The sequence below is a fragment of the Burkholderia sp. Ac-20384 genome (genome assembly GCF_017104605.1).
Taxonomy (GTDB): domain Bacteria; phylum Pseudomonadota; class Gammaproteobacteria; order Burkholderiales; family Burkholderiaceae; genus Burkholderia; species Burkholderia lata.
On record NZ_JAAGPE010000137.1, the window covers coordinates 1 to 25,715 of the forward strand.

Consider the following 25,715-nt stretch of genomic DNA (forward strand, 5'->3'; position numbering starts at 1 on the left):
TCGCGGCCGCGTTGCGGCAGGCGCTCGGCAAGCGCCGCAGCGTGCGCTGACCGGCGAACCGCGCGAATGCATCGCGCGGTGACGCGGCATGTCAGTGCGCGCGTTCTTCGAGCCGCGCTGCGAGAAAGCGGTGATCGGGCGAGAACAGCCGGCGATAGGTCATCAGCACCGCACCGACCGTGCCGAGCGCCGAGGCCGCGGCAATCAGGAACATGATCACGATCTGGTAACGCACGGCCTGCAGCGGCGATTGGCCGGCCAGCACCTGGCCCGTCATCATCCCCGGCAGGCTCACGACGCCGACGACGGCCATCTGGTTCAGCGTCGGCAGCATGCCGGCGCGCACGGCCTGGCGTGCGGCGTCCTGCGCGGCTTCCCAGCGCGTCGCGCCGAGCGCGAGTGCGGTCTCGACACGATCGCGGCGCGCCGTGAGTTCTTCCATCATCCGTTCGACGCCGAGCGACACGCCCGTGAGCGTATTGCCGAGAATCATCCCGAGGATCGGAATCGCGTATTGCGGTGCGTACCACGGATGGATGCGGATCACGACGAACAGGCCGACCGCCGCGACGAACCAGCTGCTGAACCAGATCGACGCAATGCTGTCGATGCGCTGGCCGCGATACGTGCGCTTGCCGCGCCCCGCGCCGGCGAACCCGGCGATCAGCGTCATCAGTGCGGTGAGCGGCAGCACGACGTACCAGTGAGGATGGCCGAATACCCAGCCGAGCACGTAGCCGATCGCGAGCAACTGCACGACGGTGCGCACGGCCGCGAGCGCGAGCTTGCGGCCGAGGCCGAGCGACAGGGCCATCGAGATCGCGCCGTTGACCGCGACGAGCGCGGCGGCGATGCCGACGTCGACGAGGCTCAGGTCCTGCAGTGCGGGGCTCATTGCGTTGCCTCCGTCGGGTTTGCAACGTGCATCACGCCGGCCTGCATCACGAGCCGCATCGTGCCGATCCGCGCGGCCTGGGCCGGATCGTGCGAGATCCACATATACGCGCGGGCGTCGGGCGCCGCGTCGAACCATGCGCCGACGAGCGCCTCGATCGCGCGCGCCGATTCGGGGTCGAGCGCGGACGTCGGCTCGTCGAGCAGCAGCACGTCGGGATCGAGCTGCAGCACGCGCAGCAGCGCGGCGATCTGCGCTTCGCCGCCCGACAGGTCGCTCGCGCGCTTGTCGAGAAAGTCGGGACCGCGGCCGGCCTGCGCGGCGAGCGCTTCGGCGCGCGCGCGATCGAACGCAACGTCGCGATAGATCGCGAGCGAATACGGATAGCGCAACTGCGATTCGACGGTGCCGTCCATCTGCGCGGGGCGTTGGCGTACATAGGCGACGCTGCGCCGGTAACGCGGGATCGCATTGCGCCGGATCCGGTTGCCGCGCCACAGGATGTGACCGCCGTCGAGCGGATCGAGCAGTGCGAGCGCGCGCAGCAGCACGCTCTTGCCCGACCCGGACGGCCCGGTGATAGCAATTCGCGATCCCGCTGCGAGGGTGAAATCGGTCGGGGCGAGCAGGGTCTTGCCGCTGCTGGCGTCGCGGCGCGTGATGCGCTCTGCATCGATGAGGCCGGTGGGGGCTGTCATGTCACAAATGAAAAAAAGCGTTAATGGCGCCGAAACGTCACCATGGCGTGCGTCATAATACCGATTGAAAAGCCGCGGGTGTCGTGCGCCGTTCGTCCACGCACGCGGCCCGGCATGGTGCGGCTACATTTCAGAACAACAACGGAACCGCCATGACGCTAACCCGAGCCATCGGCAAATCGGCTGCATGGATCGTCGGTATCGTCGCGGTGCTCATCGCGGCGGCCGGCGTCTTTCTCTTCGCCTTCGACTGGAATCGCGCGAAGCCGTGGGTCAACGAACAGGTCACGGCCGCACTCGGTCGCCCGTTCGCGATCAACGGCGACCTGAAGGTCGGCTGGCGCCGTCCCGACGGCGAAACCGGCTGGCGTGCCTGGGTGCCCTGGCCGAGCTTGACGGCCACGCAGCTCGAGATCGGCAACCCCGACTGGGCGAAGACGCCCAAGTTCGTCACGCTCGATGCTGCGCACTTCGATCTCGCGATCCTGCCGCTGCTCGCGCATGAAATCGTGATCCCGTCGATCGACGTCGTGAATCCGGCCGTCGATCTCGAGCGGCTGGCCGACGGCCGCAACACGTGGACCTTCCAGTTCAAGCAATCGTCGCAGCCGTCGCCGTGGAAGGTGCGGCTCGACAGCTTCGGCTTCGCGAAGGGCACGGTTACGTATCGCGACGCGATCACGAAGGCCGACCTGAGCGTCGCGATCGATACGCTCGGGCAGCCGATTCCGCTCGGCGACGTGCTGAAGGAGCAGGAGCAGACGTCGCGCGCGGCATCGGCGCAGCGTGTCGGCAAGCATGGCGCTGCGCAGTTGAGCGCGAAGGCCAACGCGGAGGCCGCGTCGAGCGCTTCCGCTGCGCAGGCTGCGAGTGCGGCGTCGGCAACGGGGGCTTCGGTCGCGTCTGCCGTGGTGTCGGCTTCGTCTTCTTCGTCCACCGCTTCGGCATCGGCTGCTGCTGCCGCGTCTGGTGCAAGCGGCGCAAGCAGCGTCGCGGCGCCCGCGAAGCCGTCCGGCCCGACCTATGCGTTCGGGCTGAAGGTCGACGGCCGCTACAAGAATGTGCCGATCAGCGGCACCGGCAAGCTGGGCGGCGTGCTCGCGATCCAGGACGCGTCGCGGCCGTTCCCGTTGCAGGCCGATGTGAAGGCCGGCGACACGCGGCTCGCGATCGTCGGCACGCTGACCGATCCGATGCATCTCGCGGCCATCGACCTGCGGCTGTGGTTGCAGGGCACGTCGATGTCGCACCTTTACCAATTGACCGGCATCACGCTGCCCGATACGCCGCCTTACGCGACGGAAGGCCGGCTGATCGGCAACTTCAAGCGCAAGGCCAGCACGTTCCGCTACGAGAACTTCAACGGCCGCGTCGGCGGCAGCGATCTCGGTGGCACGCTTGCCTACGAGCAGCGCGAGCCGCGGCCGAAGCTGTCGGGCGAGCTCGTGTCGAACCTGCTGCAGTTCTCCGATCTCGCGCCGGTGATCGGCGCGGATACGGCCGCGAGCAAGGCCAAGCGCGGCGACACGACGAAACAGCCGTCGAGCCGCGTGCTGCCGGTCGAAACCTTCCGCACCGACCGCTGGCGCGCACTCGACGCGGACGTCAAGTTCACGGGCCGCAAGCTGGTCAAGAGTTCGGACCTGCCGATCACCAACCTGTACACGCACATCGTGATGACGGACGGCGTGCTGTCGCTCGAGCCGCTGCAGTTCGGTGTCGCGGGCGGCACGCTCGCAACGACCGCGCATCTCGACGGCAGCGGTGCGCCGCTGAAGGGCCGCTTCACGGTGGCGGCGCGGCACCTGAAGCTCAAGCAGCTGTTCCCGGCGCAGAAGGTCATGCAGTCGGCGCTTGGCGAGATCAACGGCGATGCGTCGCTGTCGGCGACCGGCAACTCGCCGGCCGCGCTGGCCGCGACGTCGACCGGCGAAGTGAAGGCACTCGTGACGGACGGCCGCATCAGCCGCCTGCTGATGGAAGCGGCGGGGCTGAACGTCGCGAACGTCGTCTACGAGAAGCTGTTCGGCAACAACGACGTGAAGATCAACTGCGCGGCGATCGACTTCGTCGCGACCAACGGCATTCTCGACCCGAAGGTCTTCGCGCTCGATACGGACGACGCGCTGATCAACGTCGACGGCCCGATCAGCCTGCGCGACGAAACGCTGAACCTGAAGATCCACCCGCACACGAAGGGTTTCCGGATCTTCTCGCTGCGCTCGCCGCTGTATGCGAAGGGCACGTTCAAGAACCCGGACGTCGGCGTCGATGCGGGTGCGCTCGCGTTGCGCGCCGGCGCGATGGTCGGCCTCGGGCTGATCAACCCGTTCGCGGCGTTGATTCCGCTGATCGCACCGAGCAACAACCGCGATGTGCCGTGCTCGGAGCTGTTCGGTCAGATGAATGCGAAGGCGGCACAGCGGGCGGCGGCGAAAGTCGGCAAGTGACGGGCGTCAGCGGCCCGCGCGCACCCAGAGCAGCAGGACTTCGACCTCCCGGCCGTCGATCCGGACCGGTGCCGCGGGGCCGAGTTGCAGGCGATCGCCATCGAGCACGGCGATGCGCTGCTGGATGTTGCCGACCCAGTTCGGCAGCAGGCTGACGTCCATTTCGTGAGTCAGTGTGCCGTCGTCGGCAACCTGAAAGGGGCCCGAATAGGCGATGTAGCCGCGCGCGGCCGCCGCGCATGTGTCGTCGGCGCCGTGGTGCGGGTCGCCGATCGCGTAGGGCGGCCGGCCGGCGGCCATCAACTGGGCGGACATGTAGCCGTCCCGCGTATAGAGCAGCCAGCCGCGCACGTCGCGACCGAGCGGATAGGCGGCCGCGCTGCCGTCGCAGGGGCGGACTTCGTAGGACACGAGGCGCCACGCGCCGACGAGTTGTTCGCGAAGCTGGCTGGCAAGCATGCGGGATTCCGGTGAGGCGGCGGTGGGGCGCGTGCCGTCGTGTTGGCGGGCCACAGGGCGGCGGGCCAACGGAGCCTGAAATGCGCCGGCGGAACGGCATGGTCGGCAGTTTCTCCGACACCTGCTAAAATACACGGTTTTCCGTCGATTTATCCTTTAACGGGACCTGCCGTGCTTTCTACTGCCAACATCACGATGCAATTCGGGCCGAAGCCCTTGTTCGAGAATATCTCGGTCAAATTCGGCGAGGGCAACCGCTATGGTCTGATCGGCGCGAACGGCTGTGGCAAGTCGACGTTCATGAAGATCCTCGGCGGCGACCTCGAGTCGAGCGGCGGCAACGTCGCGCTGGAGCCGAACGTGCGTCTCGGCAAGCTGCGCCAGGACCAGTTCGCGTACGAAGACGTGCGCGTGCTCGACGTCGTGATGATGGGCCACACCGAGATGTGGGCCGCCATGACCGAGCGTGACGCGATCTACGCGAACCCGGAAGCCACGGACGACGACTACATGCACGCCGCCGAGCTCGAAGGCAAGTTCGCCGAATACGGCGGCTACGACGCCGAGGCGCGCGCGGGCGCGCTGCTGCTCGGCATCGGCATCGAGGAGAAATTCCACACCGGCACGATGAGCGACGTCGCGCCGGGCTGGAAGCTGCGCGTGCTGCTCGCGCAGGCGCTGTTCTCGAAGCCGGACGTGCTGCTGCTCGACGAACCGACCAACAACCTCGACATCAACTCGATTCGTTGGCTCGAGCACACGCTCAACGAGTACAACTCGACGATGATCATCATCTCGCACGATCGTCACTTCCTGAACGCGGTGTGCACGCACATGGCCGACATGGACTTCGGCACGCTGAAGGTCTGGCCGGGCAACTACGACGACTACATGCTCGCATCGGCACAGGCGCGCGAGCGCCAGGCCGCGGCGAATACGCGTGCGAAGGAGCGTGTCGCGGAACTGCAGGACTTCGTGCGCCGCTTCTCGGCGAACAAGTCGAAGGCCCGTCAGGCGACGAGCCGTGCGAAGCAGATCGACAAGATCAAGATCGAGGAATTCAAGCCGTCGTCGCGCCAGAACCCGTTCATTCGTTTCGAGTTCGAGAAGAAGCTGCACAACGTCGCGGTCGTGGCTGAAGACATCACGAAGAAGTACGAGCGCACGATCTTCCAGAACTTCAACCTGTCGGTTCAGCCGGGCGAGCGGATCGCGATCATCGGCGAGAACGGCGCGGGCAAGACGACGCTGCTGCGTTCGCTGCTCGGCGCGCTCGCGCTCGAGCACGGCACGGTGAAGTGGTCCGAGAACGCGAATGTCGGCTACATGCCGCAGGACACGTACGAGGAGTTCCCGAACGACATCACGCTGATGGACTGGATCGACCAGTACCGCAAGGACGGCGACGACGAAACGATGGTGCGCGGCACGCTGGGCCGTCTGCTGTTCTCGTCGGACGACATCAAGAAGTCGGTGAAGGTGCTGTCGGGCGGCGAGAAGGGCCGCATGATCTGGGGCAAGCTGATGCTCGGCCGCCACAACGTGCTGCTGATGGACGAGCCGACCAACCACATGGACATGGAGTCGATCGAGTCGCTGCAGATCGCGCTCGAGCAGTTCGAGGGCACGTTGATCTTTGTTTCGCACGACCGTGAATTCGTGAGCGGGCTGGCGAACCGGATCATCGAAGTGCGCACGGATGGCACGCTGTTCGACTTCGGCGGCAATTACGAGGAGTTCCTGACGAGTCAGGGGCAGGAGTAATTGTCCTGACGCTTCCGTTCATGTGTTGCGGCCAGGCAATGGTACGAAGCCTGGGCGTATAGCAACGCGAAGCCGCCAGAAAGGCATCGAGCCCGCATCGACAGTATTGTCGATGCGGGCTTTTTCATTTCCGTGCCGACGAAGCACGGGCGTGCCGCGCATTCCCGTTTCCTTTCGTCATTCGACTTCGGGTAAATTACGCTCCAAATACCACCCTGAATTCCGACCCGGAGCCGCCCCCTCGATGCAGGACCATCCTTTCCCGCTCGACCTGTCCGGCCTTGCGCCAAGCCTGTATGCGCAGGGCACCGAGGAGGGCATCCTGTCGCGCCTGATGGAGCGGATCGCGCCGACCAACCGCTTTTGCGTCGATATCGGCGCAAGCGACGGCCTGCGCAACAGCAACACCGCGCGGTTGCTGCGCGAACAGGAATGGTCCGGCGTGCTGGTGGAAGGCAGCGCATACCGCTTCGGCAAGCTGGCCGCCCACTACGCGGGAGCGGATCGCGTCAGTCTGCACCACGATCGCGTCAAGCCCGACACGATCGACACGCTGCTCGCCGATGCCAACACGCCAACCGACTTCGACCTGCTGTCGATCGACATCGACGGCAACGACTACTGGGTCTGGCGCGGCCTGCAAGCGTTCCAGCCGCGTATCGTCGTGATCGAATACAACCCGTACTACACGCCGCCCGAGCGCTGGGTCATGTGCTTCAACCCGGATCACGAATGGGATGGCTCGACGTATTACGGCGCGAGCCTCGAATCGCTCGTCCATCTCGGCAGGCAGAAGGGCTATGAACTCGTCTGCTGCGACGAAATGGGCAACAACGCGTTCTTCGTGCGGCAGGATCTGTATCCGCTGCTCGGCATCGCGAACAACGCTCCCTCGGTGCTGTTCCGCCCGGCGATGTACAAGGCGCGCTACGTCGGGCACAACACCTTCCTGACCGGCCATCCGTATCGATACGGGCCGGCCGAGCACATCTGAATGGACTCGCTCGCCACGACCTTCGACGAGATCCGCGATGCCTATGCGCTGGGCCGCAGCGGACCGCCGCGCCAGGTCGGCGAACGCGTGTGGCACCTGCCGACCGATGATGGCGGCGTAGCGATCAAGCTCTACGCGTTCGAACATCGCGCGCGTGCGGTCAAGGAAGCTGCCGTCATTACGCACTTCGAGACGCACGGCGATACGCGCTTCCATGTGCAGGCGTTGAAACGCACGGCAACCGGTGAACCGCTGTGGACGGGGGCAAACGCCCACGCGATGTTGACGCGCTGGGAAACCGGGCAGTTCAGAACCTACGACACGTTTTCGCCGGTCGAATGGGATGCACTCGGCGCGAGTCTGGGGGCGTTGCATCTGAGCCTCGAGCAGCTGCATTTGCCTGAAGTCGAAACGATCCACACACGGCTGACCGCGATCGACGCGGACGCGGTGCGCCGCAGCCTGCACGACGCACTGGATCGCGCACGCTCGAATGCCGCCGCCGAAAACCTGCGCCGCTACGTCGATCTCGCGCTGCGCATGCTCGACCGCTACTATCCGGGCAGCATCGACGCGTTTCCCGTCGATGATCCGCAGTACCCGATCCACAACGACTACAACCAGTTCAATTATCTGTTCACGGGCACGCTGCCGCCGCTCATCCTCGACTGGGAAGCGTCGATCGGCGCACCGCGTGAATACGAACTGGTGCGTTGCCTGAACCATCTGCCGCTGGAGGCGCCGCATCTGGCGGAAGCGTTCGTGCAGGCCTATCGGCGGGTCCGGCCGGTGGATCCCGCGCGTATCGCATGGGCGGTCGATGCCGCGTGCCTGCAGCACGCGCTCAAGCTCTGGATCGTGCAAGGCTGGCTCGACGATCCTTCGCGCTTTGCATCGCATCTGAACGGTGCAGTGACGATGGCGTCCGCGATGGTGGATGCGCGCGATCGTCTCGTCGATTTCTTTTCCCGTTGCATGGAAGCAGGACGCTGAAGTGAATGCGAATCTGAACCGGACTTCGAATCCGTCGCCGCCGGCCGAGCGGCAGCATGTGTTTCCGCCGCCGCTGGATCGCGATTACCGCGTCGAAGACGGGCGCGTGCTGACACGCTCGCTGGAAGCGCATATCGTCGATCACTGCAACCTGACCTGCGCGGAATGCTGCTCGCTGTCGCCGCTGCTGCCCGAGTGGTACGCGAGCCCCGAATCGCTCGAAGCCGATCTGCGCATGGCCGCGAAGGTGTTGCGCCCGCGGATGTTCAAGCTGGTCGGCGGCGAACCGCTGCTGCATCCGGCGCTCGTCGAACTCGTCCAGCGCGTGCGCGCCACGGGCATCGCGCCCGTGATCTCCGTCACGACGAACGGCCTGAAGCTCGGCGAGATGACGGACGCGTTCTGGCAGGCGGTGGATGCGCTGACGATCTCGCGCTATCCGAAGCCGTCTCTGTCGCCCGACCTCATTGCGCACATCGAGCGCCAGGCCGCGCGCTTCGACGTGCGCCTGAACTGGAAGGTGCAGGACGTGTTCACGACGATGAATCGCGCGGAGCCCGGCACCGATCGCGACGAAGCGCAGCGCCTTTATCACGATTGCTGGATCCGCGAGCGCTGCCATATGATTCGCGACGGCATGTTCTACACCTGTACGCGTCCGGCGCATTTCCATACGCTCTACAAGGGCGAGAAGGATTTTCAATCCGACGGCCTGCCGTTGCGCGACGACGCCGGCATGCTCGACGCAATGCTCGCCTATCTGCAACGCGAGGCGCCGCTCGAAGCGTGCCTGCATTGCCAGGGCGGCAGCGCGCCGGTGGCGCCGCATCGCATCCTCAAACGCATTGAAGTGGACTCCTTGAAGGCTCGTTATCCATGATCGTCGGCACGCGCGACCTGTTCGGCTTCGACCGGCTTCACTACCATCCGCGCACCGGCACGACGGCGTCCGGCATCCGGGCCGTCCTGCATGCATCGGGGCAACCGGCAGGGGAGCCGGACGCAGCGGCCATCGCGGGCTACCTGAGCGGCGAGCGTCTGGTTGGCCGCACCGTGCTGCGCGATGTGCACGCGGTGCCGCCCGGCCATGCGCTGATCCGTTCGCCGCAAGGGCTGACCGTGCAGCCGGCACCCGAACAGCCGCAGCACGCGGATCTGGAAACCGTGCTGCGCGCGTCGCTGCAGCGCGCGCTCGACAGCGGCAGGCGCGTCGCGCTGGCGCTGAGCGGCGGGCTCGATTCGGCGCTGCTGCTCGCGTTGTTGCGCGAACTCGGCGCGCAGCGGCACGTGACGTCCTACGTCCTCGTGACCGACATGCCCGACTATTGCGAACGCGATGCCGCGCTCGAACTGGCCGCGCAGATGCAGGCGAACGTGAAGATCGTGCGCGCGAACGAGGCCGATTTCGTCGCGGCGCTGCCGAGAACGACGCATGCGGTCGAGGAGCCGATGTTCAACCTGCATCCGGTTGCGAAGCTGCTGCTCGCCGAGGCGATGGCCGCGGACGGCGTCGAGGTGGCCATCACCGGCGACGGCGCGGACCAGGTGCTGCGCCGCGACCAGTCGGCCAACTATCTGCCGCTGTGCCATGCGCTGTTCGATGCGGCGTCGGTCGACCTGCATCCGCCGTTCGTCGACGCGGCCGTCGTCGCGCATCTGACGAGCATCGCGCCCGATCCGGACAAGCAATGCCTGCGCGATCTCGGCGCGCGCCTGAACCTGCCGGACCGGCTCGTGCACGGCCCCAAGCGCGGGCGGCTCGCCCCGGCGATGGATCTCACCACGCTGCTCGACCGCGACCGTACGCACGCGCTGGCCGATACGCTCGGCCTGGCCGCACCGACGCTGCAGACGGACAACGAACGCGTGCTGTGGACGACGCTGTCGCTGATCCTCGATCATTTCGACCACCTCGATGCCGCGCATCGCCCAACCTGAGTCGTTCATGAAACGCATCCTGTTCTGCGTGGTGCCCGAGAAAGGGCACGTCAATCCATGTATCGGCCCGGCCCAGTATCTGCGCGATGCCGGGTGCGACGTCGCGTTCTATGCGCCGGCGGACATCAGCGCACAGCTCGACGGTGCCGGCGGCTTCGAATTCGTCGGACCGCGCGAGACGCCCGAGCGCCACGACCTGTCGCGCGGCGCGAGCTTCGCCGCGAACATTCGCGACGCGGACTGGTTGCGGCACTGGATCCGCACGCTGTTGATTGACCTCGCGCCCGCACAGGTGGACGGCATCCGCACGGTGCTGCGCGACTGGCGGCCCGACGTGGTCGTGATCGATCCGCTGCTCTATGCGGCGGCGATTGCCGCCGAGCTTGAAGGGCTGCGGTGGGTCTCGATGTCGAATTCGCTGAATCCGGTGCTGCCGGACGAGCTCGATTCGGAACTGCTGCGCACGGTGCGATGGCTCGCGCCGGAACGCACGCGGCTGTTCGCGCGCTACGGGCTCGATGCGCGTTTTCGCGGATGCGACATCCTTTCACCGCATCTGACGCTCGCGTTCACGACCGACGCGCTGGTCGGTGCGCCGCCGCCCGGTGTCGAGCTGGTCGGCCCGGCAATGCCGTCCGGCCCGCGCGGTGACGAGACGCCGTTCCCGTGGGAACGGCTCGACGCGGATCGTCCGCTCGTCTACATGTCGCTCGGCAGCCAGCTCTACTACCATCCCGATGTGTTTGCGAAGGTCATCGACGCGACGCGCGCGACGTCGGCGCAACTGGTGCTGTCGGTGGGCGAACTGGTCGATTCGGATCTGCTGCCGGCCGACGACGAACGTGTGGTCGCGGTGCGTTACGTGCCGCAACTGGCGCTGCTGCAGCGCACGCATGCGTTCGTCAGCCACGGCGGCGCGAATTCGGTGATGGAGTCGCTTGCCTGCGGCGTGCCGATGCTGCTGTCGCCGTTCTGCAACGACCAGTTCCATTCGGCGCACTTCGTCGAGCGGGCCGGTGCGGGGTGCGTGCTGGATCTGCAGCAGGCCGGCGTGGTGGAGATTGCCGATGCGCTCGAACGCCTGTTGCGGCCCGGGACGTTGCGCGAGCAGGCGGCGCGGATCCGCACGAGCTATGCATCGCGCGACGGTTCTGCCGAGGCCGCGCGCCTGATCAGCGCACTCGCTTCAGGAAACCGCCTGGCGACAGCGTCATGAGGACGCGGTCCTCAATGTCGTAGTCGACCTCGAACCGGTCGTCGCGGGCGAGGAATTCATGCGCGGCGGTGGCCGGGTTGTTGCCTTTGCCGTACGGCTTGCCGTCGAACATCGACGCGGGCAGGTACTCCATGATGGTATCCATCACGATCGCGTAGCTGCCGGGCGTCACGAGCGGCGCATAGCATTCGAGTTCGCGCAGCACGTGCGCGTGGGTGTGCGTGAGATCGAGGATCGCCATCACGCGCGCGCCGTCACCGATCTGCGCACGCACCGACGCGAGCGTGTCGGCCGCGCACGATTCGCCTTCGATCAGCGTCATCCGATGGGCGAGGCGGTGCGATTGCAGGCGCTGCCTGACCTCGTCGCGCAGGCGCGGCTCGATCGCGATGACCCGGCCGCTGTCGCCGGCCAGTTCCAGCATCGACGCGGAGAATACGACGCCGCCGCCCGCCGCGATGCCGGTCTGCACGATGCAGTCGGGACGCTCGCGCCAGATCAGTTCCTGGAGCGCGAGCATGTCGCCGGGCAGGTGGAAGAAGCGCTCGCCGAGCCAGCGCGTCTGGAACAGATGGTCGAATTCGGCAGCGCGCGTCAGCCATTCGATATTGATGTCCCGCATGCGGGCCGAGGGACGCTCTGACATGGTCAATGCAACGAGTAGGAGTGACGTGAAAACGCTGGAACCGTGGCTTCACCGGTACTGGAACATCGAGCCGGCGCACCTGCAGGCGCTGGCGTCGGGCCATACTAACAAAACGTATCTCGTCGAGTGCGATGCGGGGCGCTCGGTGCTGCGCGTGTCGTGGTCAGGCAAGCCGGTCGAGCAGGTGCATCGCGAGGCCGCGATACTCGGCCATCTCGGCCGCTCGCGTACGGCACCGATGCTGCCTGCACTGCCGCGACTACGACCGACCGTGGACGCACAGTCCGGTGTGCGGCTGCCCGATGGAAGCTGGCTGCATCTGTTCGAGCATATCGACGGCAGCCCCGGCCTGCCGAATGATGCGGAGGCGGGTGCGATCGATGGGATTCGCGCGCTTGCGCATCTGCATGCGGCGATGGCGGCGATACCCGTGACCGAATCGGCGCCGCTGGCCTGGTTGTCTGCGCGCCACGCACGTGTAGCAGCGCGAGCTGCGCCGTCGTTGACGGAGGACTTGAGCGGCCACTACGAGAGGGTGATTCGTCGGATCGGTGCACATCTCGACGCTGCCGCAGGGTGGCTGACGGGGACGGTGCACTGGCTGCACGGCGACTATCACGCGGGCAACCTGCTGTACGTGGGGCATGCGGTGACCGGCGTGCTCGATTTCGACGATGTCGGGCAGGGCGCGCAGTGGCTCGAAGCGGCTTTTGCGCTGTTCGCGCTGTCGCGCGACGCGGGCAGGGACGATCGCTTCGTATTCGATGCGCAGCGCTGGGACGCCGGCCTGCGAGCCTATGCCGCGACGCGGGCCGATGACGTGCCGGACTGGATGCACGACCGCCGCGATGCACTGATGGGCCTGTTCTGCGCGGACCAGACGCTGATCCATCTCGAAGCCGCCCAGCGCGGCCTGTGGACACGGGGGCCGGGCATCGGCTTTCTCGGCGGCTGGTGGCAGTTGCTGGATGGCGCGGTGCCGGGGCGCTAGCCGGCTGCTGCGTCAGCGCTGCCGATTCAGGGACAGCAGGAACAGGCGCACCGCTTCGACCGTATTGGGCCGCGCGTCGCCGTGCCGCGATCCGTCGTGCATGCAGAACAGCACGTCTTGTTGACGCGCCGCGCTGGCGTCGACATGTGCACACATCGCGTCGAACAGTGCTTGCGGCGAAGGCGCCGGCCGCTGCCAGTCGTCGAGTATCGCGGTCCAGCCCGTGTGTTCGCGCTGCAGCCGCGCGAGCACGCCGGCGCGATTGTCCTGCGGCATCAGTCCGTAAGGCAGGCGCAATGGAATCGTGTCCGGCACGGGAACGCCGGCGCGGCGATAGGCTTCGCGGATCAGCGCGTCGGTCGTCTCGATCTCGTCGATCAGCGCATCGTCCGCCAGTGCGCCGGGCTTCGCGTGCGAATGGGTGTGATTGCCGAGTCGATGGCCTTCACGCGCCATTCTTGTAGCGACGTCGAGCCCGCCGGCGAGATGCTGACCGAGCAGGAAGAAGGTCGCCTGGCACGACGCGGCGTGCAGGACATCGAGCAAGCGGGGCGTCGACGGGCCGGGGCCGTCGTCGAAACTGAGGCGAATGGACATCGCGGGTGGGTGCGCCGTTCAGGGTGTACCGGAGGAACGATAGCGCAAGTCGCGGCGAGCGGCGGCGTGCGCATCCATCGGGCGGTTACTGGAGCGGCTCGATCGCCAGCGGACAGGTGCCGATCCGACGCAACTGCGTGCCGGTCCACTCATAGAAGAACCGGGCGGCCTTCGCGCTGTTGTCGTCGCAATCGTCGTTGAAGCAGCCCGCGACGATCAGCAGCCTGCTGCCGGGCCGGAAATCGACGCGCTCCTCGTCGTTGCCCATCACGCCCGCGATGGCCTGCACGCCGGGCATCGTGTACGTCGCGCCCGTGTACTTGTCGACGATCGCGAAATTCCGGCAATCCGTTCCGCAACCCCAGATCGCGACCCGGTAGTGGCCGGCAAAATTGGCCGGTTGCGTGAATTCGTCGCGAATGACGGTGCGGTAGAGGCGGGCTTCCTTGCTGGTCAGGCGGGGCGCTGCGGCCGGCTTGCGCGGCGCGCTTGCGGCGGGTGCCGGATAGCGGTCGAACGATGGCGACGGGCAAGCCGCGGCGGCCGAGGCTGTCGCCGCGCGGGCGGTGCCGGAGCCGCAAAGCAGCGCGGCCGATGCGCCGGCGATCAGCAGAAATCGATGAGCGAGCGTCACGCGGGCATCCTTCATGTTCGAGAGTGAGATCGGGCCGGAGGGTCCGAACGGCCGTCGACGACGATTCTATGACGCTTCATGCGTGCCGGCGACCCGGAGCAGCGATCGCGAGCAAAACCGGCCCTTCCGCACCCGGTCCGCCGTCAAGCTTTGTCAAATTGTGGCGATATCACGATGCCTGACGTTTCAGCGCGCATTCGAAGGCTGTATTGCACGGGTTGATTGAGTATCCTTGGATTCGATTCGCGGTACTCATGCAGTCACAACCGGGAGGCTTCACATGAATGCACGTCTATACCGCGCGACCGTCGCCGGCGCGCTGATCGGATTGCTCGCGCCGTTTTCGGTGGCGCATGCGCAGCTTGGCGATGTCCTGAAGCAGGTCGGCGGCGGTGGCGATTCAGGCGGTAGCGCGGGCGGTGCGCTCGGCAATCTCGGCGGCCTCGGCGGTGCATTGACGGGCGGAGGCGGTTCGTCGCTGATGCCGGGCAGCACCGGCAACGTCGCGGGCCTGCTGCAGTTCTGCATCCAGAACAACTATCTCGGCGGGGCGTCCGGTGGCGCGTCGTCGGTGAAGGACGCGCTGATGGGCAAGCTCGGCGGCAACGCGTCGTCCGACAGCGGCTATACCAGCGGCGCGAGCGGGGTCCTCGATGCCGGCAACGGCAGCAAGCTCGACCTGAGCGGCGGCGGCCTGAAGCAGCAGGTCACCAAGCAGATCTGCGACAAGGTGCTGACGCAGGCGAAGTCGCTGCTGTAAGCGTCTCGGCGCGTGGTGGTGCAGGGGGCGGTGCGACGCGTGCCGCGCCCGTCGAACATTGCGACTGCCACGCGCGCATCGACGAACAGACGGGCGGCCGCGCGATGCCGCGGCCTGCACGTCTGGACTCAATCGGCCAGCCGCTTGTCGGCGAGCGCCTTGCAGCAGTCCTCGTAGACCCATTGCACGAGTTTCGCGCGATAGTCGAGATCGTCGGTATCGACGATTTCCTCGACCGCGTCGCGCGCCCATGACGCATCGACGAACCCGGCATGCCGCTTCGCGATGTCCTGCGCGAGCGCCGCGAGCTTGGCAACGGCCAGCCAGTCGGCCTGGCGATGATGGCGGTCGAGCCAGCGGTGCGCGGCCTGGACCTGGAACGCGGCGTCCGGCCACGATTCGTTGAGGTAAAACGCGCCGAGATTGCCGCAGGTGAGCCAGCAAAGCAGCTCGAGGCGGTCTTGCGAGCCGAGGATATGGGGTGCGTCGGACATGGCAGCGCTCACGAAATACGTCGATTCCGGGCGGCGCCGGTTGCAATGGGCCGGTGCCGATAATAAAAACATAGCACGATGCGGGCCCGACCGCGCACCCGGGCGGATGCTGACGTGGCGGCGGCGAAACAGGCGCTTCGCCCGCGTGGACGGCCGACGGCGGAGTGAGGGGGCGGCGGGAACGGAAAGTGCGCGAACGCGCGGGGAACCACTCGGGAAGATGCGGCCGGGAACCGGCCGCTTGCGCCGCCAACCGGGCCCGTTGCGGGGCCCGCCGCAGCCCGGCGTACGGGCCGGGCTGCCGATGAGCGGGATCAGGTCGTCGTGTGCGTGGCGCGCGCGATCGAGCGGATGCTGCGCTCGACGCGGATCAGGATGATCAGCACGGCGAGCGACACGAACGAATACAGCGCGACGAGCGCGGCGACGCCCGCGTAGCGCGCGGTCTGGCCGTTCTCGGCGGCGGTTTCTTCCGCGGCCTTCTTCTCGTTGTCGATTGCGGTCCGGCGTGCGTCGTAGCGCTCGGAGAAGTCGCGCATGACGGCCGACACGACGTCGGTGTACGCCTGCTCGCGCGCATATTCGTCGCCGTGACCGGTGACCTTCTTCTTGACGCTGGCCGCGACGTCCGCGCGCGACAGCACCTTGTCGAGATACGCGATCTGCTGCTCGTAGTACGCGACGTCCGGATGGTCGTCGTCGCCGAGCACGCGCTGGAACGACGGCTCGTATGCGTCGCGATCGACCGCGTAGTCCGGCGACAGGGCCGCCCGGCCGTGCTTCTGCACGATGCCCGACAGTCGCGTCGACAGGCTCAGCGCGGGCGACGCGTTGTCGTCCTTGGCTGCCGCGCCGTCGGCGGCCGGCGTGGCCTTGGTGGGCGCATCGTTCTCCCACGCGAACGATGCCGGATCGACCTGGATGGCCGAATCGACTTTCGGCGGTTTCGACAGGCGCGCATCGAGTGCGACCGCGCCGAATATGACCCCGCCGATCAGGACTGCGGTCGCGAACAACAGCACGATCACGCGCAATACCTGAAGATAGCCGCCCTCGATTTTGGTCAGGATGCTCAAGGCATTCTCCTTTCTTATGATGAATGAGGCGCCGAGGCTAAAGACCTTTCTAATGGCTGTCAATCGTCACACCCGCCGACCGAAACGCTCGCTAGAATGTCGGCTTTCCTGGAGGCGGAAAGCGATGAAAATCTACGACCAGTTCTATATCGACGGCGCGTGGCGCAAACCGGCCGGCACCGGCACGATCGACGTAATCGACTCGGGCACCGAAGCCGTGATCGGCCGGATTCCGGAAGGCGTCGCATGCGACGCGCAGGACGCGATCCGCGCGGCGCGCGCAGCCTTCGACGCCTGGGCGGCCACGCCGCCCGCGACGCGCGCGGGCTATCTGCGCAAGATCGTCGAGCATCTGCAGGCGCGCAGCGAGGAACTCGCGCAGTCGATCACCGGCGAAGTCGGGATGCCGATCAAGCTGTCGCGCGCGATCCAGGTCGGTGGCCCGATCTACAACTGGAAGGCGTACGCGAAGCTCGCCGAGTCGTTCGAGTTCGAGGCACAGGTCGGCAACTCGCTCGTCGTGCGCGAGCCGGTCGGTGTCGTCGCGGCAATCACGCCGTGGAACTACCCGCTCAACCAGGTCACGCTGAAAGTCGCACCGGCACTGGCGGCCGGCTGCACGGTCGTCCTGAAGCCGTCCGAAGTCGCGCCGCTGAACGCGTTCATGCTCGCTGAAGCGATTCACGAAGCCGGGCTGCCGGCCGGCGTGTTCAACCTCGTGTGCGGCTACGGCCCGGTGGTCGGCGAGGTGCTGGCTACCGATCCGGACGTCGACATGGTGTCGTTTACGGGCTCGACGCGCGCCGGCAAGCGCGTGGCCGAACTGGCGGCTGCGGGCGTCAAGCGCGTCGCGCTCGAACTGGGCGGCAAGTCGGCGTCGGTGATCCTCGACGATGCCGATTTCGCGACGGCAGTGAAGGGCACGGTCAACGCGTGTTACCTGAACGCAGGGCAGACCTGCTCGGCACACACACGCATGCTGGTGCCGGAAGCGCGCTACGACGAGGCGCGCGCGATCGCGAAGGCGGCGGCCGAAACCTACGTCGCCGGCGATCCTCGGCAGGATGCGACGCGCCTGGGCGCGCTGGCATCGGCCGTCCAGCAGCAGCGTGTGCAGGACTACATCCAGCGCGGGATCGACGAAGGCGCGGAACTCGTGACGGGCGGCACGGGCCTGCCGGAAGGGCTGGATAAAGGCTTCTTCGTGAAGCCGACCGTGTTCGGCCGCGTCGATCCGAAATCGACGATCGCGCAGGAAGAAATCTTCGGGCCGGTGCTGTCGATCATCACGTATCGCGATGAAGACGAGGCCGTGCGCATCGCGAACGATTCGCCGTACGGGCTAGGCGGCGCGGTGTGGGCCGGCAGCGACGAACGCGCGATGGGCATCGCGCGCCGCATCCGCACGGGGCAGGTCGACATCAACGGCGGCGTGTGGAACATGGCCGCGCCGTTCGGCGGCTACAAGCAATCGGGTCACGGCCGCGAGAACGGCGTGTACGGGCTCGAAGAATATCTCGAGTACAAGTCGATGCAGCTCAAGCCCGCGAAGCCGGCCTGAGCGTTTCTCACGGCCTGAACCGGAAACGGCACGCTCGCGTGCCGTTTTTTATTGACGGCCGTCAAGGTGCGCGTCGGTGGATCGTCGATCATCGCGGTTCCGATGTTCCGACGAGGTTTCAGATGACCGTATGCACTTCCTTTCCGCCGTTGACGATCCGCGGCCGCACCTTGCTGCCTGTCGTGCAGGGCGGCATGGGCGTCGGCATCTCCGCGCACCGGCTGGCGGGCAGCGTCGCGCGCGAAGGCGCGGTCGGCACGATCGCGAGCATCGACCTGCGTCACCATCATGCGGACCTGCTCGCGCGTTGCCGCGCGCAACCCGATCGCGCGACGCTCGAAGCCGCGAACCTCGAGGCACTTGCTCGCGAGATCCGTCTTGCGAAGACCTACAGCGAAGGGCGCGGGATGATCGCGGTCAACGTGATGAAGGCCGTGAGCGCGCATGCAGACTATGTGCGCGTCGCATGCGACGAAGGCGCCGATGCGATCGTGATGGGCGCGGGCTTGCCGCTCGACCTGCCCGATCTCACGCAAGGACACGACATCGCGCTGATTCCGATCCTGTCGGACAGCCGCGGGATCGCGCTCGTGCTGAAGAAGTGGATGAAGAAGGGGCGCCTGCCCGACGCGATCGTGATCGAGCATCCGGCGCATGCGGGCGGCCATCTCGGCGTCACGCAGATCGACGACATGCACGACGGCCGCTTCGATTTCGCGCGCGTGCTCGACGAGACCGCGCAGGTGATGGCGTCGCTCGGGCTCGCACGTGAAACGATCCCGTTGATCGTTGCGGGCGGGATCAACAGTCACGACACGGTGCGCGCGGCGTTCGAGGCGGGCGCGAATGGCGTGCAGGTCGGGACGCCGTTCGCGGTGACGGAAGAAGGCGATGCGCATCCGCACTTCAAACGCGTGCTGGCTGATGCGACGCCCGACGACATCGTCGAATTCGTCAGCGTGACGGGGTTGCCCGCACGCGCGGTGAAGACGCCGTGGCTCGATCGTTACCTGCGCAACGAGACACGCATTCGCACCAAGCTCGGCGCGCTGAAGCAGCGCTGCCCGACCGCGCTCGAATGCCTGAGCGTATGCGGCTTGCGCGACGGCATCGAGAAGTTCGGCCATTTCTGCATCGACACGCGGCTGGCCGCTGCATTGCGCGGCGACGTCGCGAACGGGCTGTTCTTCCGTGGCCGCGAAGCGTTGCCGTTTGGTCGCGCGATCCGCAGCGTGCGCGATCTGCTCGACCTGCTGCTGACGGGCTGTGCGACGGAGCCTGCGGCAAACCGTCCCACGTTTACGCTGGCTTGACGGATATCAAGACGATGAAAAGACCCTACAGGGAGAATGGAAACCATTCTTTGGGGGTCCGTACCATGCATAAAACGATTCGAACTTGTGTCACCGCTGCGGCCGTTGCTGCCGCTTTCGCCGCGATGCCGTCGCTGTCGCACGCGGCCTCGCCGGGCGACGGCATCAACCAGGGCGACGTCCTGGTCCGGCTGCGCGCAATCAGCATCCAGCCGAACGAACGCGCGAGCGACACGCTGGGCGCGCTCAACGTCGGCGTGAACAACGCGATCGTGCCCGAGCTCGACTTCACGTACATGATCCGCGACTACCTCGGCGTCGAGCTGATCCTCGGCACATCGCGGCACCAGCTGACGTCGAGCCTCGGCAATCTCGGCGGCGTGGGCGTGCTGCCGCCGACGCTGCTGCTGCAGTACCACTTCAACCATGCCGGCAAGGTGCGTCCGTATGTCGGCGCGGGCGTGAACTACACGTACTTCTACAACAACGGGCTCAACGTCGGCGGGCAGGGTGTGTCGATCAACAAGAGCAGCTTCGGCCCCGCGTTGCAGTTCGGCGTGGACGTGCAGGTGACGAAGAAGATTTTCATGAACGTCGACGTGAAGAAGATCTGGATGAGCACCGATGCGACGCTTGGCGACAAGGGCATCGGCACGTTGCACATCGATCCGCTGATCGTCGGCGTGGGCGTCGGGATGAAGTTCTAGACGCGGCGGGAAAAGAACAGAGTTGGGGTTGGCGGCATGTCGGTCGGCATGCCGCTTTTTTTATGCGCGGCGGATTTACAGCTTGTCGTACTGGAAGCGCATCGCGGTGCCTTCGCGCGAGATGCGTTCCCACACCGCGCGCTTTTCGTCGTCGCTCAGGAACACCCAGTTCGACACTTCGGCGGCCGTGCGGCCGCAGCCCTTGCAGACTTCGTCGAAGAGGGTCGAGCACACGCCGATACAGGGGCTGTCGGGCAGGTCGTGGAGATTGGAGGCCATCGGAAGGGTTCACGCAGTTGAATCGTCAGCCGCCATTTTAATGCATCGCGGCCGGACGGTCGGACGGGTGCGGCCGGCATGCCGTACCGGTGCAGCGGCATGACAGTACGGCCGGGTTCGGGCACAGCCGCCGGGCGGTTCGCGTCCGGCCGGTGAACGCGGTTTTGCCGCCGCCTGTTTTTCCCGGTGGACAGCCGCCGATTACCCGATAGAATTCCCCGGGAACGCCCTGCCGCACGGGCGGCCAGCCTGGCCGGCGGCGGGAATCTGTTCCGTTTGCGCGACACCGCCATGATTTTTTTGTGACGGCGCGCGAATGATGGTAGTTTTCGGGGTTTTCGAGGGGCGGCGTGCCAGAATGCGCCGCCATGACGAGGCAGACGGCAGCCGGACACACGGTCCGGCCGGAGGGAGAACGGGATGAAAGCAAAGGTAGTGGGCCGGTTCGCAGCGCTCGCGCTGTGCGTGGGTGCATCGGCGGCAGCGGCGAAGGATACGCAGCTCAATGTCTATAACTGGTCGGACTACATTGCGAAGGACACGATCCCGAACTTCGAGAAGCAGACGGGCGTCAAGGTCCGCTACGACAACTACGACAGCGACGACACGCTGCAGGCGAAGCTGCTGACGGGCAGCTCGGGCTACGACATCGTCGTGCCGACCAGCAACTACGCGGGCAAGCAGATCGCCGCCGGCATCTTCGCGCCGCTCGACAAGTCGAAGCTGCCGAACCTCAAGTACCTCGATCCGCAACTGATGGCGCTCGTCGCCGGCGCGGACCCGGGCAACAAGTTTTCGGTGCCCTGGGCATACGGCACGACCGGTCTCGCATACAACCTGACGAAGGCGCAGCAGGCGCTCGGCAAGGTGCCGCTCGACAACTGGGACATCCTGTTCAAGCCGGAAAACCTCTCGAAGCTGAAGACCTGCGGCGTGTCGGTGCTCGACGCACCCGACCAGATGTTCGCAGCCGCACTGCACTACATCGGCAAGGATCCGATGAGCACGAACCCGGCCGACTACAAGGCCGCGATGGAAGTGCTGAAGAAGATCCGCCCGTACATCACGCAATTCAACTCGTCGGGCTACATCAACGACCTGGTCGGCGGCGACATCTGCTTCGCGTTCGGCTGGTCGGGCGACGTCGTGATCGCGAAGCATCGCGCGATGGAAGCGAAGAAGCCGTACAAGGTCGAGTACTACATTCCGAAGGGCGGTGCGCCGGTGTGGTTCGACGTGATGGCGATCCCGAAGGACGCGAAGAACAAGGATGCCGCGCTGCAGTGGATCAACTACATCGAGGATCCGAAGGTGCATGCGGCGATCACGAACGCGGTGTACTACCCGAGCGCCAACGCCGAGGCCCGCAAGTACGTGCGGCCCGACGTTGCGAACGACCCGGCCGTCTATCCGCCGGCCGACGTCGTGAAGACGCTGTTCCTGCTCAAGCCGCTGCCGCCTGAAATCCAGCGTCTGCAGACGCGTCTGTGGACCGAGCTGAAGTCGGGCCGCTGACACGCGCCGATGTTCCCAGTAGTCATGAAGCCCCTGGTGCCCCCGGGGGCTTTGTTCGTTCAACGCAGGAGAGAAGCAGCACATCATGAATAGCCAGTCGGGTGCGCCGGTCGCGGGCGCGCCGTCCTCCGTTTCCTCCTCCGGCGCCGATGCGCGCGCCGAGACCTTTGTCCAGATCGTCGACGTCGTCAAGAAATTCGGCGACACCGAAGCCGTGCGCAGCGTCAACCTGACCGTGCGCCAGGGCGAGCTGTTCGCGCTGCTCGGCAGCTCGGGCTGCGGCAAGTCGACGTTGCTGCGGATGCTCGCGGGCCTCGAGACGGTCACGTCGGGCAAGATCCTGATCGACGGCGAGGACCTCGCGCAGATGCCGCCGTACAAGCGGCCCGTGAACATGATGTTCCAGTCGTATGCGCTGTTCCCGCACATGTCGGTCGAATCGAACGTCGCGTTCGGCCTCAAGCAGGAAGGCACGCCGAAGGCCGAGCTGAAGGAGCGCGTCGCATCCGCGCTCGAACTCGTGCAGATGAGCAAGTACGCGAAGCGCAAGCCGCACCAGTTGTCCGGCGGCCAGCAGCAGCGTGTCGCGCTCGCGCGTTCGCTGGTCAAGCGGCCGAAGCTGCTGCTGCTCGACGAGCCGATGTCCGCGCTCGACAAGCAGATCCGCCAGCGCACGCAGATCGAGCTCGTCAACATCCTGAACAAGGTCGGCGTCACCTGCATCATGGTCACGCACGACCAGGAAGAAGCGATGACGATGGCCAATCGCCTCGCGGTGATGAGCGAAGGGCAGATCGTGCAGATCGGCTCGCCGAACGAAGTGTACGAATATCCGAACAGCCGTTTCTCGGCCGAATTCATCGGCTCGACGAACCTGTTCGACGGCGTGACCGTCGAGGACGAACCCGACCACGTGTACATCGAGTCGCCGGAGCTGCCGAGCCGGCTGTACGTCAGCCACGGGATTTCGGGCCCGCTCGGGATGCCGGTTACGGTGTCGGTGCGCCCCGAACGGATCGCGCTCACGCGCAAGCCGCCCGAAGGCGCGTTCAACTGGGCGCGCGGCCGGATCAGCAACGTCGCGTACATGGGCGGCTATTCGCTGTATCACGTGAAACTCGACGGTGGCAAGACGGTGATCGCGAACGTGTCGAGCCTTGCGATTTCGGAGCTCGACACGCCGGCGCTCGGCGACGAGATCTACGTGCGCTGGAGCGCGACGGCCGGCGTGGTGCTGACGTCATGACCACGTTCAAGTCCCTGCTCGAGTGGCCGGTGCGGCGCTTCAACCTGACGGGCGCCACGGCGGTCGTCGCCGGGCCGTTCACGTGGCTCGTGCTGTTCTTCCTCGTGCCGTTCGTGCTGGTCGTCAAGATCAGTTTCGCGGAGCTGCAGCTCGGCATCCCGCCGTACACGGAACTCGCGTCGTACACCGACGGCGTCGTGCACGTCGCGCTGAACCTGTCGCACTACGCGTTCCTGTTTACGGACAGCCTGTATTTCGCGACCTACGTGAACTCGGTGTGGGTGGCCGCGATCACGACGCTGCTGTGTTTGCTGATCGGCTATCCGATGGCGTACTACATCGCGCGCTCGAACCCGGCGACCCGCAACCTGCTGATGATGGGCGTGATGCTGCCGTTCTGGACGTCGTTCCTGATCCGCGTGTATGCGTGGATCGGCATCCTGAAGAACAACGGGCTGCTGAACAACTTCCTGATGTGGATCGGCCTCACGCATACGCCGATCGAGCTGTATCGCACGAACTATGCGGTGTACATCGGGATGGTGTATTCGTACCTGCCGTTCCTCGTGATGCCGCTCTACGCGCACCTCGTGAAGATGGACCTGCGCCTGCTCGAAGCCGCGTACGACCTCGGTGCGAAGCCGTGGAAGGCATTCGTGCAGATCACGCTGCCGCTGTCGAAGAACGGGATCATCGCGGGCTGCCTGCTCGTGTTCATCCCGGCGGTCGGCGAGTACGTGATCCCCGAGCTGCTCGGCGGCGCGAACACGCTGATGATCGGCCGCGTGATGTGGAATGAATTCTTCAACAACGCAGACTGGCCGATGGCGTCGGCGGTGACCTGCGCGATGGTGCTGCTGCTGCTCGTGCCGATGGCGATGTTCCAGCACTTCCAGGCGAAAGAGCAGGGAGGCCGTCGATGAAGCCGAATCGTTACTTGCAGTTCGCGGCGCTGTTTGCCGGCTTCGCGTTCCTGTACATCCCGATCATCAGCCTGATCGTCTATTCGTTCAACGAGTCGAAGCTCGTCACCGTGTGGTCGGGCTTCTCGTTCCGCTGGTACTCGGCGCTCGTGGAAGACGACGAGTTGCTGACGGCCGCGTGGCTGTCGCTGAAGATCGGCGTGCTGACCGCGTTCGCGTCGGTGATCATCGGCACGTGGGCCGGCTTCGTGCTCGCCCGGATGGGGCGCTTTCGCGGTTTCGCGCTGTTCAGCGGGATGATCAACGCGCCGCTCGTGATTCCCGAGGTGATCCAGGGGATCTCGCTGCTGCTGCTGTTCATCGAACTGGCCAAGTGGATCGGCTGGCCGGCCGAGCGTGGCGTGTTCACGATCTGGCTCGGCCACGTGATGCTGTGCATCTCGTACGTCGCGATCATCGTGCAGTCGCGCGTGCGCGAGCTGAATCCGTCGCTGGAAGAAGCCGCGCTCGATCTCGGCGCGACGCCGCTGAAGGTGTTCTTCACGATCACGCTGCCGCTGATCTCGCAGGCGCTGATCGCGGGATGGCTGCTGTCGTTCACGCTGTCGATCGACGACCTCGTGCTGTCGGCGTTCCTGTCGGGCCCCGGCTCGACGACGCTGCCGCTCGTGGTGTTCTCGCGCGTGCGACTCGGGTTGAATCCGGAGATGAACGCGCTCGCGACGCTGTTCATCGTCGCGGTGACGGCCGGCGTCGTGATCGCGAACTTCGTGATGCTGCGGCAGGAACGCAAGCGGATGGCGGGGTTCGCGACCTGACGTTCGGGTTGTGATCGCTGCTGTTGAAAAACGCCCGGTGCCGACGATGAGTCGGGCCGGGCGTTTTGTTTGATGGCGCTGCGCGTGAGTCGGTGCCGGTCAGTACGCGATTGCGACGGATGAAGTGCATCGCGGACCGGGCGCCGATTCGATTCCCGCGCCCGGTCGTGCGTCGGCTTACGCGCCGAACGCCGCCTTCGCCAGCAGCCCGAACGCGACGCACACGAGCACGGCCGCGAACCCGGCCTGCACGTGCCGCGCAGCGAGGTGGTGCGACGCACCGCGACCGGCGGCCATGCCGAGTGCGGTCGCGACGGTGAACCACAGCGTCACGTCGAGCGGCGCGCGCGTGCCCGACACGAGCGTGGCGAACACGCCGCCGGTGCCGACGAGCGCGATCACCATCAACGACGTCGCGACGACGCCATGCATCGACACGTTCGTGAACTTGCGCAGCATCGGCACGATCACGAAACCGCCGCCGACGCCGAGCAGCCCCGTCATCAGGCCCGTCATCGCGCCGGTCGACGCGAGTGCCACGCCGACCGGCCAGGACCACACGAGCCGGCCCGTATCGGGATTCACGCGGCCGACGCACAGCGGCGACGCTTCCGCGTCGACCGGCGCGTGGCGCAGCGCCTGCAACAACAGGCGACCGGCGACGACCAGCATCGTCAGCGCGAACAGCGCGAGCAGCAGGCGTTGCGGCAGCACGTGCGCGAGCCGCACGCCGAGCGTGGTCAGCGGC

Annotated in this window: 26 protein-coding genes; 16 read left to right on the plus strand and 10 right to left on the minus strand. The window is 66.2% G+C overall.

Translation table 11 applies throughout. The features are described from left to right. Positions 1–91 precede the first annotated feature (91 nt). Entirely contained in the window at positions 92–895 is an 804-nt protein-coding gene (gene fetB, locus G3O00_RS23395; protein ID WP_174930839.1) for an iron export ABC transporter permease subunit FetB, read from the minus strand. Then, positions 892–1,593: an ATP-binding cassette domain-containing protein gene (locus tag G3O00_RS23400; RefSeq protein ID WP_206144468.1), complete on the minus strand. Its 702-nt coding sequence runs from the start codon at positions 1,591–1,593 to the stop codon at positions 892–894. The genes fetB and G3O00_RS23400 overlap by 4 nt, the downstream gene beginning before the upstream one ends. A gap of 152 nt (positions 1,594–1,745) precedes the next feature. Here G3O00_RS23400 and G3O00_RS23405 point away from each other — a divergent pair, with 152 nt between their 5' ends. Further along, positions 1,746–4,043, plus strand: a complete 2,298-nt coding sequence (locus tag G3O00_RS23405; protein WP_174930837.1) for an AsmA family protein — start codon at positions 1,746–1,748, stop codon at positions 4,041–4,043. Between the two features lie 6 nt (positions 4,044–4,049). Here G3O00_RS23405 and G3O00_RS23410 read toward each other — a convergent pair whose 3' ends face one another. Then, the gene (locus G3O00_RS23410) at positions 4,050–4,502 is read right to left on the minus strand and encodes a lipocalin-like domain-containing protein (protein WP_206144469.1); all 453 of its coding nucleotides are present in this window, start codon (positions 4,500–4,502) and stop codon (positions 4,050–4,052) included. Between the two features lie 171 nt (positions 4,503–4,673). Between G3O00_RS23410 and G3O00_RS23415 the strand changes: the two genes are divergently transcribed. The 6 genes from G3O00_RS23415 to G3O00_RS23440 all read left to right on the plus strand — a co-directional run bounded on the left by G3O00_RS23415 (position 4,674) and on the right by G3O00_RS23440 (position 11,407). Continuing rightward, positions 4,674–6,266 (plus strand): ABC-F family ATPase, encoded by a 1,593-nt coding sequence (locus G3O00_RS23415; protein ID WP_174930835.1) that lies wholly within the window; start codon positions 4,674–4,676, stop codon positions 6,264–6,266. Between the two features lie 244 nt (positions 6,267–6,510). Continuing rightward, positions 6,511–7,260, plus strand: a complete 750-nt coding sequence (locus G3O00_RS23420; protein WP_206144470.1) for an FkbM family methyltransferase — start codon at positions 6,511–6,513, stop codon at positions 7,258–7,260. Continuing rightward, the gene (locus G3O00_RS23425) at positions 7,261–8,253 is read left to right on the plus strand and encodes an aminoglycoside phosphotransferase (protein WP_206144471.1); all 993 of its coding nucleotides are present in this window, start codon (positions 7,261–7,263) and stop codon (positions 8,251–8,253) included. Next, positions 8,198–9,133, plus strand: a complete 936-nt coding sequence (locus tag G3O00_RS23430) for a 4Fe-4S cluster-binding domain-containing protein (protein WP_241025299.1) — start codon at positions 8,198–8,200, stop codon at positions 9,131–9,133. Before G3O00_RS23425 ends, G3O00_RS23430 begins: the two co-directional genes overlap by 56 nt. Beyond that, a complete protein-coding gene (locus G3O00_RS23435; RefSeq protein WP_206144473.1) occupies positions 9,130–10,191 on the plus strand; it encodes an asparagine synthase-related protein in 1,062 nt (353 codons plus the stop codon). Before G3O00_RS23430 ends, G3O00_RS23435 begins: the two co-directional genes overlap by 4 nt. A 7-nt stretch (positions 10,192–10,198) precedes the next feature. After that, positions 10,199–11,407, plus strand: coding sequence for a glycosyltransferase (locus G3O00_RS23440; protein ID WP_206144474.1), 1,209 nt, complete (start codon positions 10,199–10,201; stop codon positions 11,405–11,407). Here the strand turns inward: G3O00_RS23440 and G3O00_RS23445 are convergent. Continuing rightward, positions 11,364–12,053, minus strand: coding sequence for a CmcI family methyltransferase (locus G3O00_RS23445; RefSeq protein ID WP_206144475.1), 690 nt, complete (start codon positions 12,051–12,053; stop codon positions 11,364–11,366). The two genes, G3O00_RS23440 and G3O00_RS23445, sit on opposite strands and share 44 nt — an antisense overlap. Before the next feature lie 25 nt (positions 12,054–12,078). On the opposite strand from G3O00_RS23445, the gene G3O00_RS23450 reads away from it, so the two are divergent. After that, positions 12,079–13,044: a phosphotransferase gene (locus tag G3O00_RS23450; protein ID WP_206144476.1), complete on the plus strand. Its 966-nt coding sequence runs from the start codon at positions 12,079–12,081 to the stop codon at positions 13,042–13,044. A 12-nt stretch (positions 13,045–13,056) separates the two neighbouring features. Here G3O00_RS23450 and G3O00_RS23455 read toward each other — a convergent pair whose 3' ends face one another. Continuing rightward, positions 13,057–13,641 (minus strand): polysaccharide deacetylase family protein, encoded by a 585-nt coding sequence (locus G3O00_RS23455; protein ID WP_206144477.1) that lies wholly within the window; start codon positions 13,639–13,641, stop codon positions 13,057–13,059. Positions 13,642–13,726: 85 nt separating this feature from the next. After that, a complete protein-coding gene (locus G3O00_RS23460; protein ID WP_206144478.1) occupies positions 13,727–14,275 on the minus strand; it encodes a hypothetical protein in 549 nt (182 codons plus the stop codon). 280 nt (positions 14,276–14,555) lie between these two features. Between G3O00_RS23460 and G3O00_RS23465 the strand changes: the two genes are divergently transcribed. Further along, on the plus strand, positions 14,556–15,035 hold the full coding sequence (locus tag G3O00_RS23465; RefSeq protein ID WP_011352207.1) for a DUF2501 domain-containing protein: 480 nt from the start codon (positions 14,556–14,558) through the stop codon (positions 15,033–15,035). Positions 15,036–15,163: 128 nt separating this feature from the next. On the opposite strand, the gene G3O00_RS23470 is transcribed toward G3O00_RS23465, so the two are convergent. Beyond that, the gene (locus G3O00_RS23470; RefSeq protein WP_174930824.1) at positions 15,164–15,529 is read right to left on the minus strand and encodes a hypothetical protein; all 366 of its coding nucleotides are present in this window, start codon (positions 15,527–15,529) and stop codon (positions 15,164–15,166) included. A gap of 314 nt (positions 15,530–15,843) precedes the next feature. Beyond that, on the minus strand, positions 15,844–16,605 hold the full coding sequence (locus tag G3O00_RS23475) for a hypothetical protein (RefSeq protein WP_206144479.1): 762 nt from the start codon (positions 16,603–16,605) through the stop codon (positions 15,844–15,846). A gap of 124 nt (positions 16,606–16,729) precedes the next feature. Between G3O00_RS23475 and G3O00_RS23480 the strand changes: the two genes are divergently transcribed. The 3 genes from G3O00_RS23480 to G3O00_RS23490 all read left to right on the plus strand — a co-directional run bounded on the left by G3O00_RS23480 (position 16,730) and on the right by G3O00_RS23490 (position 20,186). Next, positions 16,730–18,166, plus strand: coding sequence for an aldehyde dehydrogenase family protein (locus tag G3O00_RS23480; RefSeq protein ID WP_206144480.1), 1,437 nt, complete (start codon positions 16,730–16,732; stop codon positions 18,164–18,166). Between the two features lie 122 nt (positions 18,167–18,288). Further along, positions 18,289–19,479 (plus strand): nitronate monooxygenase family protein, encoded by a 1,191-nt coding sequence (locus G3O00_RS23485; RefSeq protein WP_011352203.1) that lies wholly within the window; start codon positions 18,289–18,291, stop codon positions 19,477–19,479. A 65-nt stretch (positions 19,480–19,544) separates the two neighbouring features. Further along, a complete protein-coding gene (locus G3O00_RS23490) occupies positions 19,545–20,186 on the plus strand; it encodes an OmpW family outer membrane protein (protein WP_174930820.1) in 642 nt (213 codons plus the stop codon). Positions 20,187–20,261: 75 nt separating this feature from the next. Here the strand turns inward: G3O00_RS23490 and G3O00_RS23495 are convergent, their stop codons facing one another. Beyond that, complete coding sequence (locus G3O00_RS23495) at positions 20,262–20,465, minus strand: DUF1289 domain-containing protein (RefSeq protein ID WP_010095552.1); 204 nt, start codon at positions 20,463–20,465, stop codon at positions 20,262–20,264. A gap of 420 nt (positions 20,466–20,885) precedes the next feature. Here G3O00_RS23495 and G3O00_RS23500 point away from each other — a divergent pair, with 420 nt between their 5' ends. From G3O00_RS23500 to G3O00_RS23515, 4 genes are all read left to right on the plus strand, one after another. Next, positions 20,886–21,980: a polyamine ABC transporter substrate-binding protein gene (locus G3O00_RS23500; protein WP_174930819.1), complete on the plus strand. Its 1,095-nt coding sequence runs from the start codon at positions 20,886–20,888 to the stop codon at positions 21,978–21,980. Between the two features lie 85 nt (positions 21,981–22,065). Then, a complete protein-coding gene (potA, locus tag G3O00_RS23505) occupies positions 22,066–23,226 on the plus strand; it encodes a polyamine ABC transporter ATP-binding protein (RefSeq protein ID WP_174933908.1) in 1,161 nt (386 codons plus the stop codon). Further along, positions 23,223–24,149 carry an ABC transporter permease subunit gene (locus G3O00_RS23510; protein ID WP_011352199.1) on the plus strand — a complete coding sequence of 309 codons (927 nt, stop codon included), beginning with the start codon at positions 23,223–23,225 and terminating at the stop codon, positions 24,147–24,149. Before potA ends, G3O00_RS23510 begins: the two co-directional genes overlap by 4 nt. Further along, positions 24,146–24,967, plus strand: coding sequence for an ABC transporter permease subunit (locus tag G3O00_RS23515; RefSeq protein ID WP_011352198.1), 822 nt, complete (start codon positions 24,146–24,148; stop codon positions 24,965–24,967). The genes G3O00_RS23510 and G3O00_RS23515 overlap by 4 nt, the downstream gene beginning before the upstream one ends. A gap of 177 nt (positions 24,968–25,144) precedes the next feature. Here G3O00_RS23515 and G3O00_RS23520 read toward each other — a convergent pair. Further along, positions 25,145–25,715 (minus strand): sulfite exporter TauE/SafE family protein (locus G3O00_RS23520; protein WP_206144481.1); only part of this gene is annotated, 571 nt, incomplete at its 5' end.

What these genes read in the sequence shown, in the direction of transcription:
- fetB (WP_174930839.1), bottom strand. Translation starts at nt 895, where the DNA reads ATGAGCCCCGCACTGCAGGACCTGAGCCTCGTCGACGTCGGCATCGCC.
- G3O00_RS23400 (WP_206144468.1), bottom strand. Translation starts at nt 1,593, where the DNA reads ATGACAGCCCCCACCGGCCTCATCGATGCAGAGCGCATCACGCGCCGC.
- G3O00_RS23405 (WP_174930837.1), top strand. Translation starts at nt 1,746, where the DNA reads ATGACGCTAACCCGAGCCATCGGCAAATCGGCTGCATGGATCGTCGGT.
- G3O00_RS23410 (WP_206144469.1), bottom strand. Translation starts at nt 4,502, where the DNA reads ATGCTTGCCAGCCAGCTTCGCGAACAACTCGTCGGCGCGTGGCGCCTC.
- G3O00_RS23420 (WP_206144470.1), top strand. Translation starts at nt 6,511, where the DNA reads ATGCAGGACCATCCTTTCCCGCTCGACCTGTCCGGCCTTGCGCCAAGC.
- G3O00_RS23425 (WP_206144471.1), top strand. Translation starts at nt 7,261, where the DNA reads ATGGACTCGCTCGCCACGACCTTCGACGAGATCCGCGATGCCTATGCG.
- G3O00_RS23430 (WP_241025299.1), top strand. Translation starts at nt 8,198, where the DNA reads ATGCGCGCGATCGTCTCGTCGATTTCTTTTCCCGTTGCATGGAAGCAG.
- G3O00_RS23435 (WP_206144473.1), top strand. Translation starts at nt 9,130, where the DNA reads ATGATCGTCGGCACGCGCGACCTGTTCGGCTTCGACCGGCTTCACTAC.
- G3O00_RS23440 (WP_206144474.1), top strand. Translation starts at nt 10,199, where the DNA reads ATGAAACGCATCCTGTTCTGCGTGGTGCCCGAGAAAGGGCACGTCAAT.
- G3O00_RS23445 (WP_206144475.1), bottom strand. Translation starts at nt 12,053, where the DNA reads ATGTCAGAGCGTCCCTCGGCCCGCATGCGGGACATCAATATCGAATGG.
- G3O00_RS23455 (WP_206144477.1), bottom strand. Translation starts at nt 13,641, where the DNA reads ATGTCCATTCGCCTCAGTTTCGACGACGGCCCCGGCCCGTCGACGCCC.
- G3O00_RS23465 (WP_011352207.1), top strand. Translation starts at nt 14,556, where the DNA reads ATGAATGCACGTCTATACCGCGCGACCGTCGCCGGCGCGCTGATCGGA.
- G3O00_RS23470 (WP_174930824.1), bottom strand. Translation starts at nt 15,529, where the DNA reads ATGTCCGACGCACCCCATATCCTCGGCTCGCAAGACCGCCTCGAGCTG.
- G3O00_RS23480 (WP_206144480.1), top strand. Translation starts at nt 16,730, where the DNA reads ATGAAAATCTACGACCAGTTCTATATCGACGGCGCGTGGCGCAAACCG.
- G3O00_RS23485 (WP_011352203.1), top strand. Translation starts at nt 18,289, where the DNA reads ATGACCGTATGCACTTCCTTTCCGCCGTTGACGATCCGCGGCCGCACC.
- G3O00_RS23490 (WP_174930820.1), top strand. Translation starts at nt 19,545, where the DNA reads ATGCATAAAACGATTCGAACTTGTGTCACCGCTGCGGCCGTTGCTGCC.
- G3O00_RS23495 (WP_010095552.1), bottom strand. Translation starts at nt 20,465, where the DNA reads ATGGCCTCCAATCTCCACGACCTGCCCGACAGCCCCTGTATCGGCGTG.
- G3O00_RS23500 (WP_174930819.1), top strand. Translation starts at nt 20,886, where the DNA reads ATGAAAGCAAAGGTAGTGGGCCGGTTCGCAGCGCTCGCGCTGTGCGTG.
- potA (WP_174933908.1), top strand. Translation starts at nt 22,066, where the DNA reads ATGAATAGCCAGTCGGGTGCGCCGGTCGCGGGCGCGCCGTCCTCCGTT.
- G3O00_RS23510 (WP_011352199.1), top strand. Translation starts at nt 23,223, where the DNA reads ATGACCACGTTCAAGTCCCTGCTCGAGTGGCCGGTGCGGCGCTTCAAC.
- G3O00_RS23515 (WP_011352198.1), top strand. Translation starts at nt 24,146, where the DNA reads ATGAAGCCGAATCGTTACTTGCAGTTCGCGGCGCTGTTTGCCGGCTTC.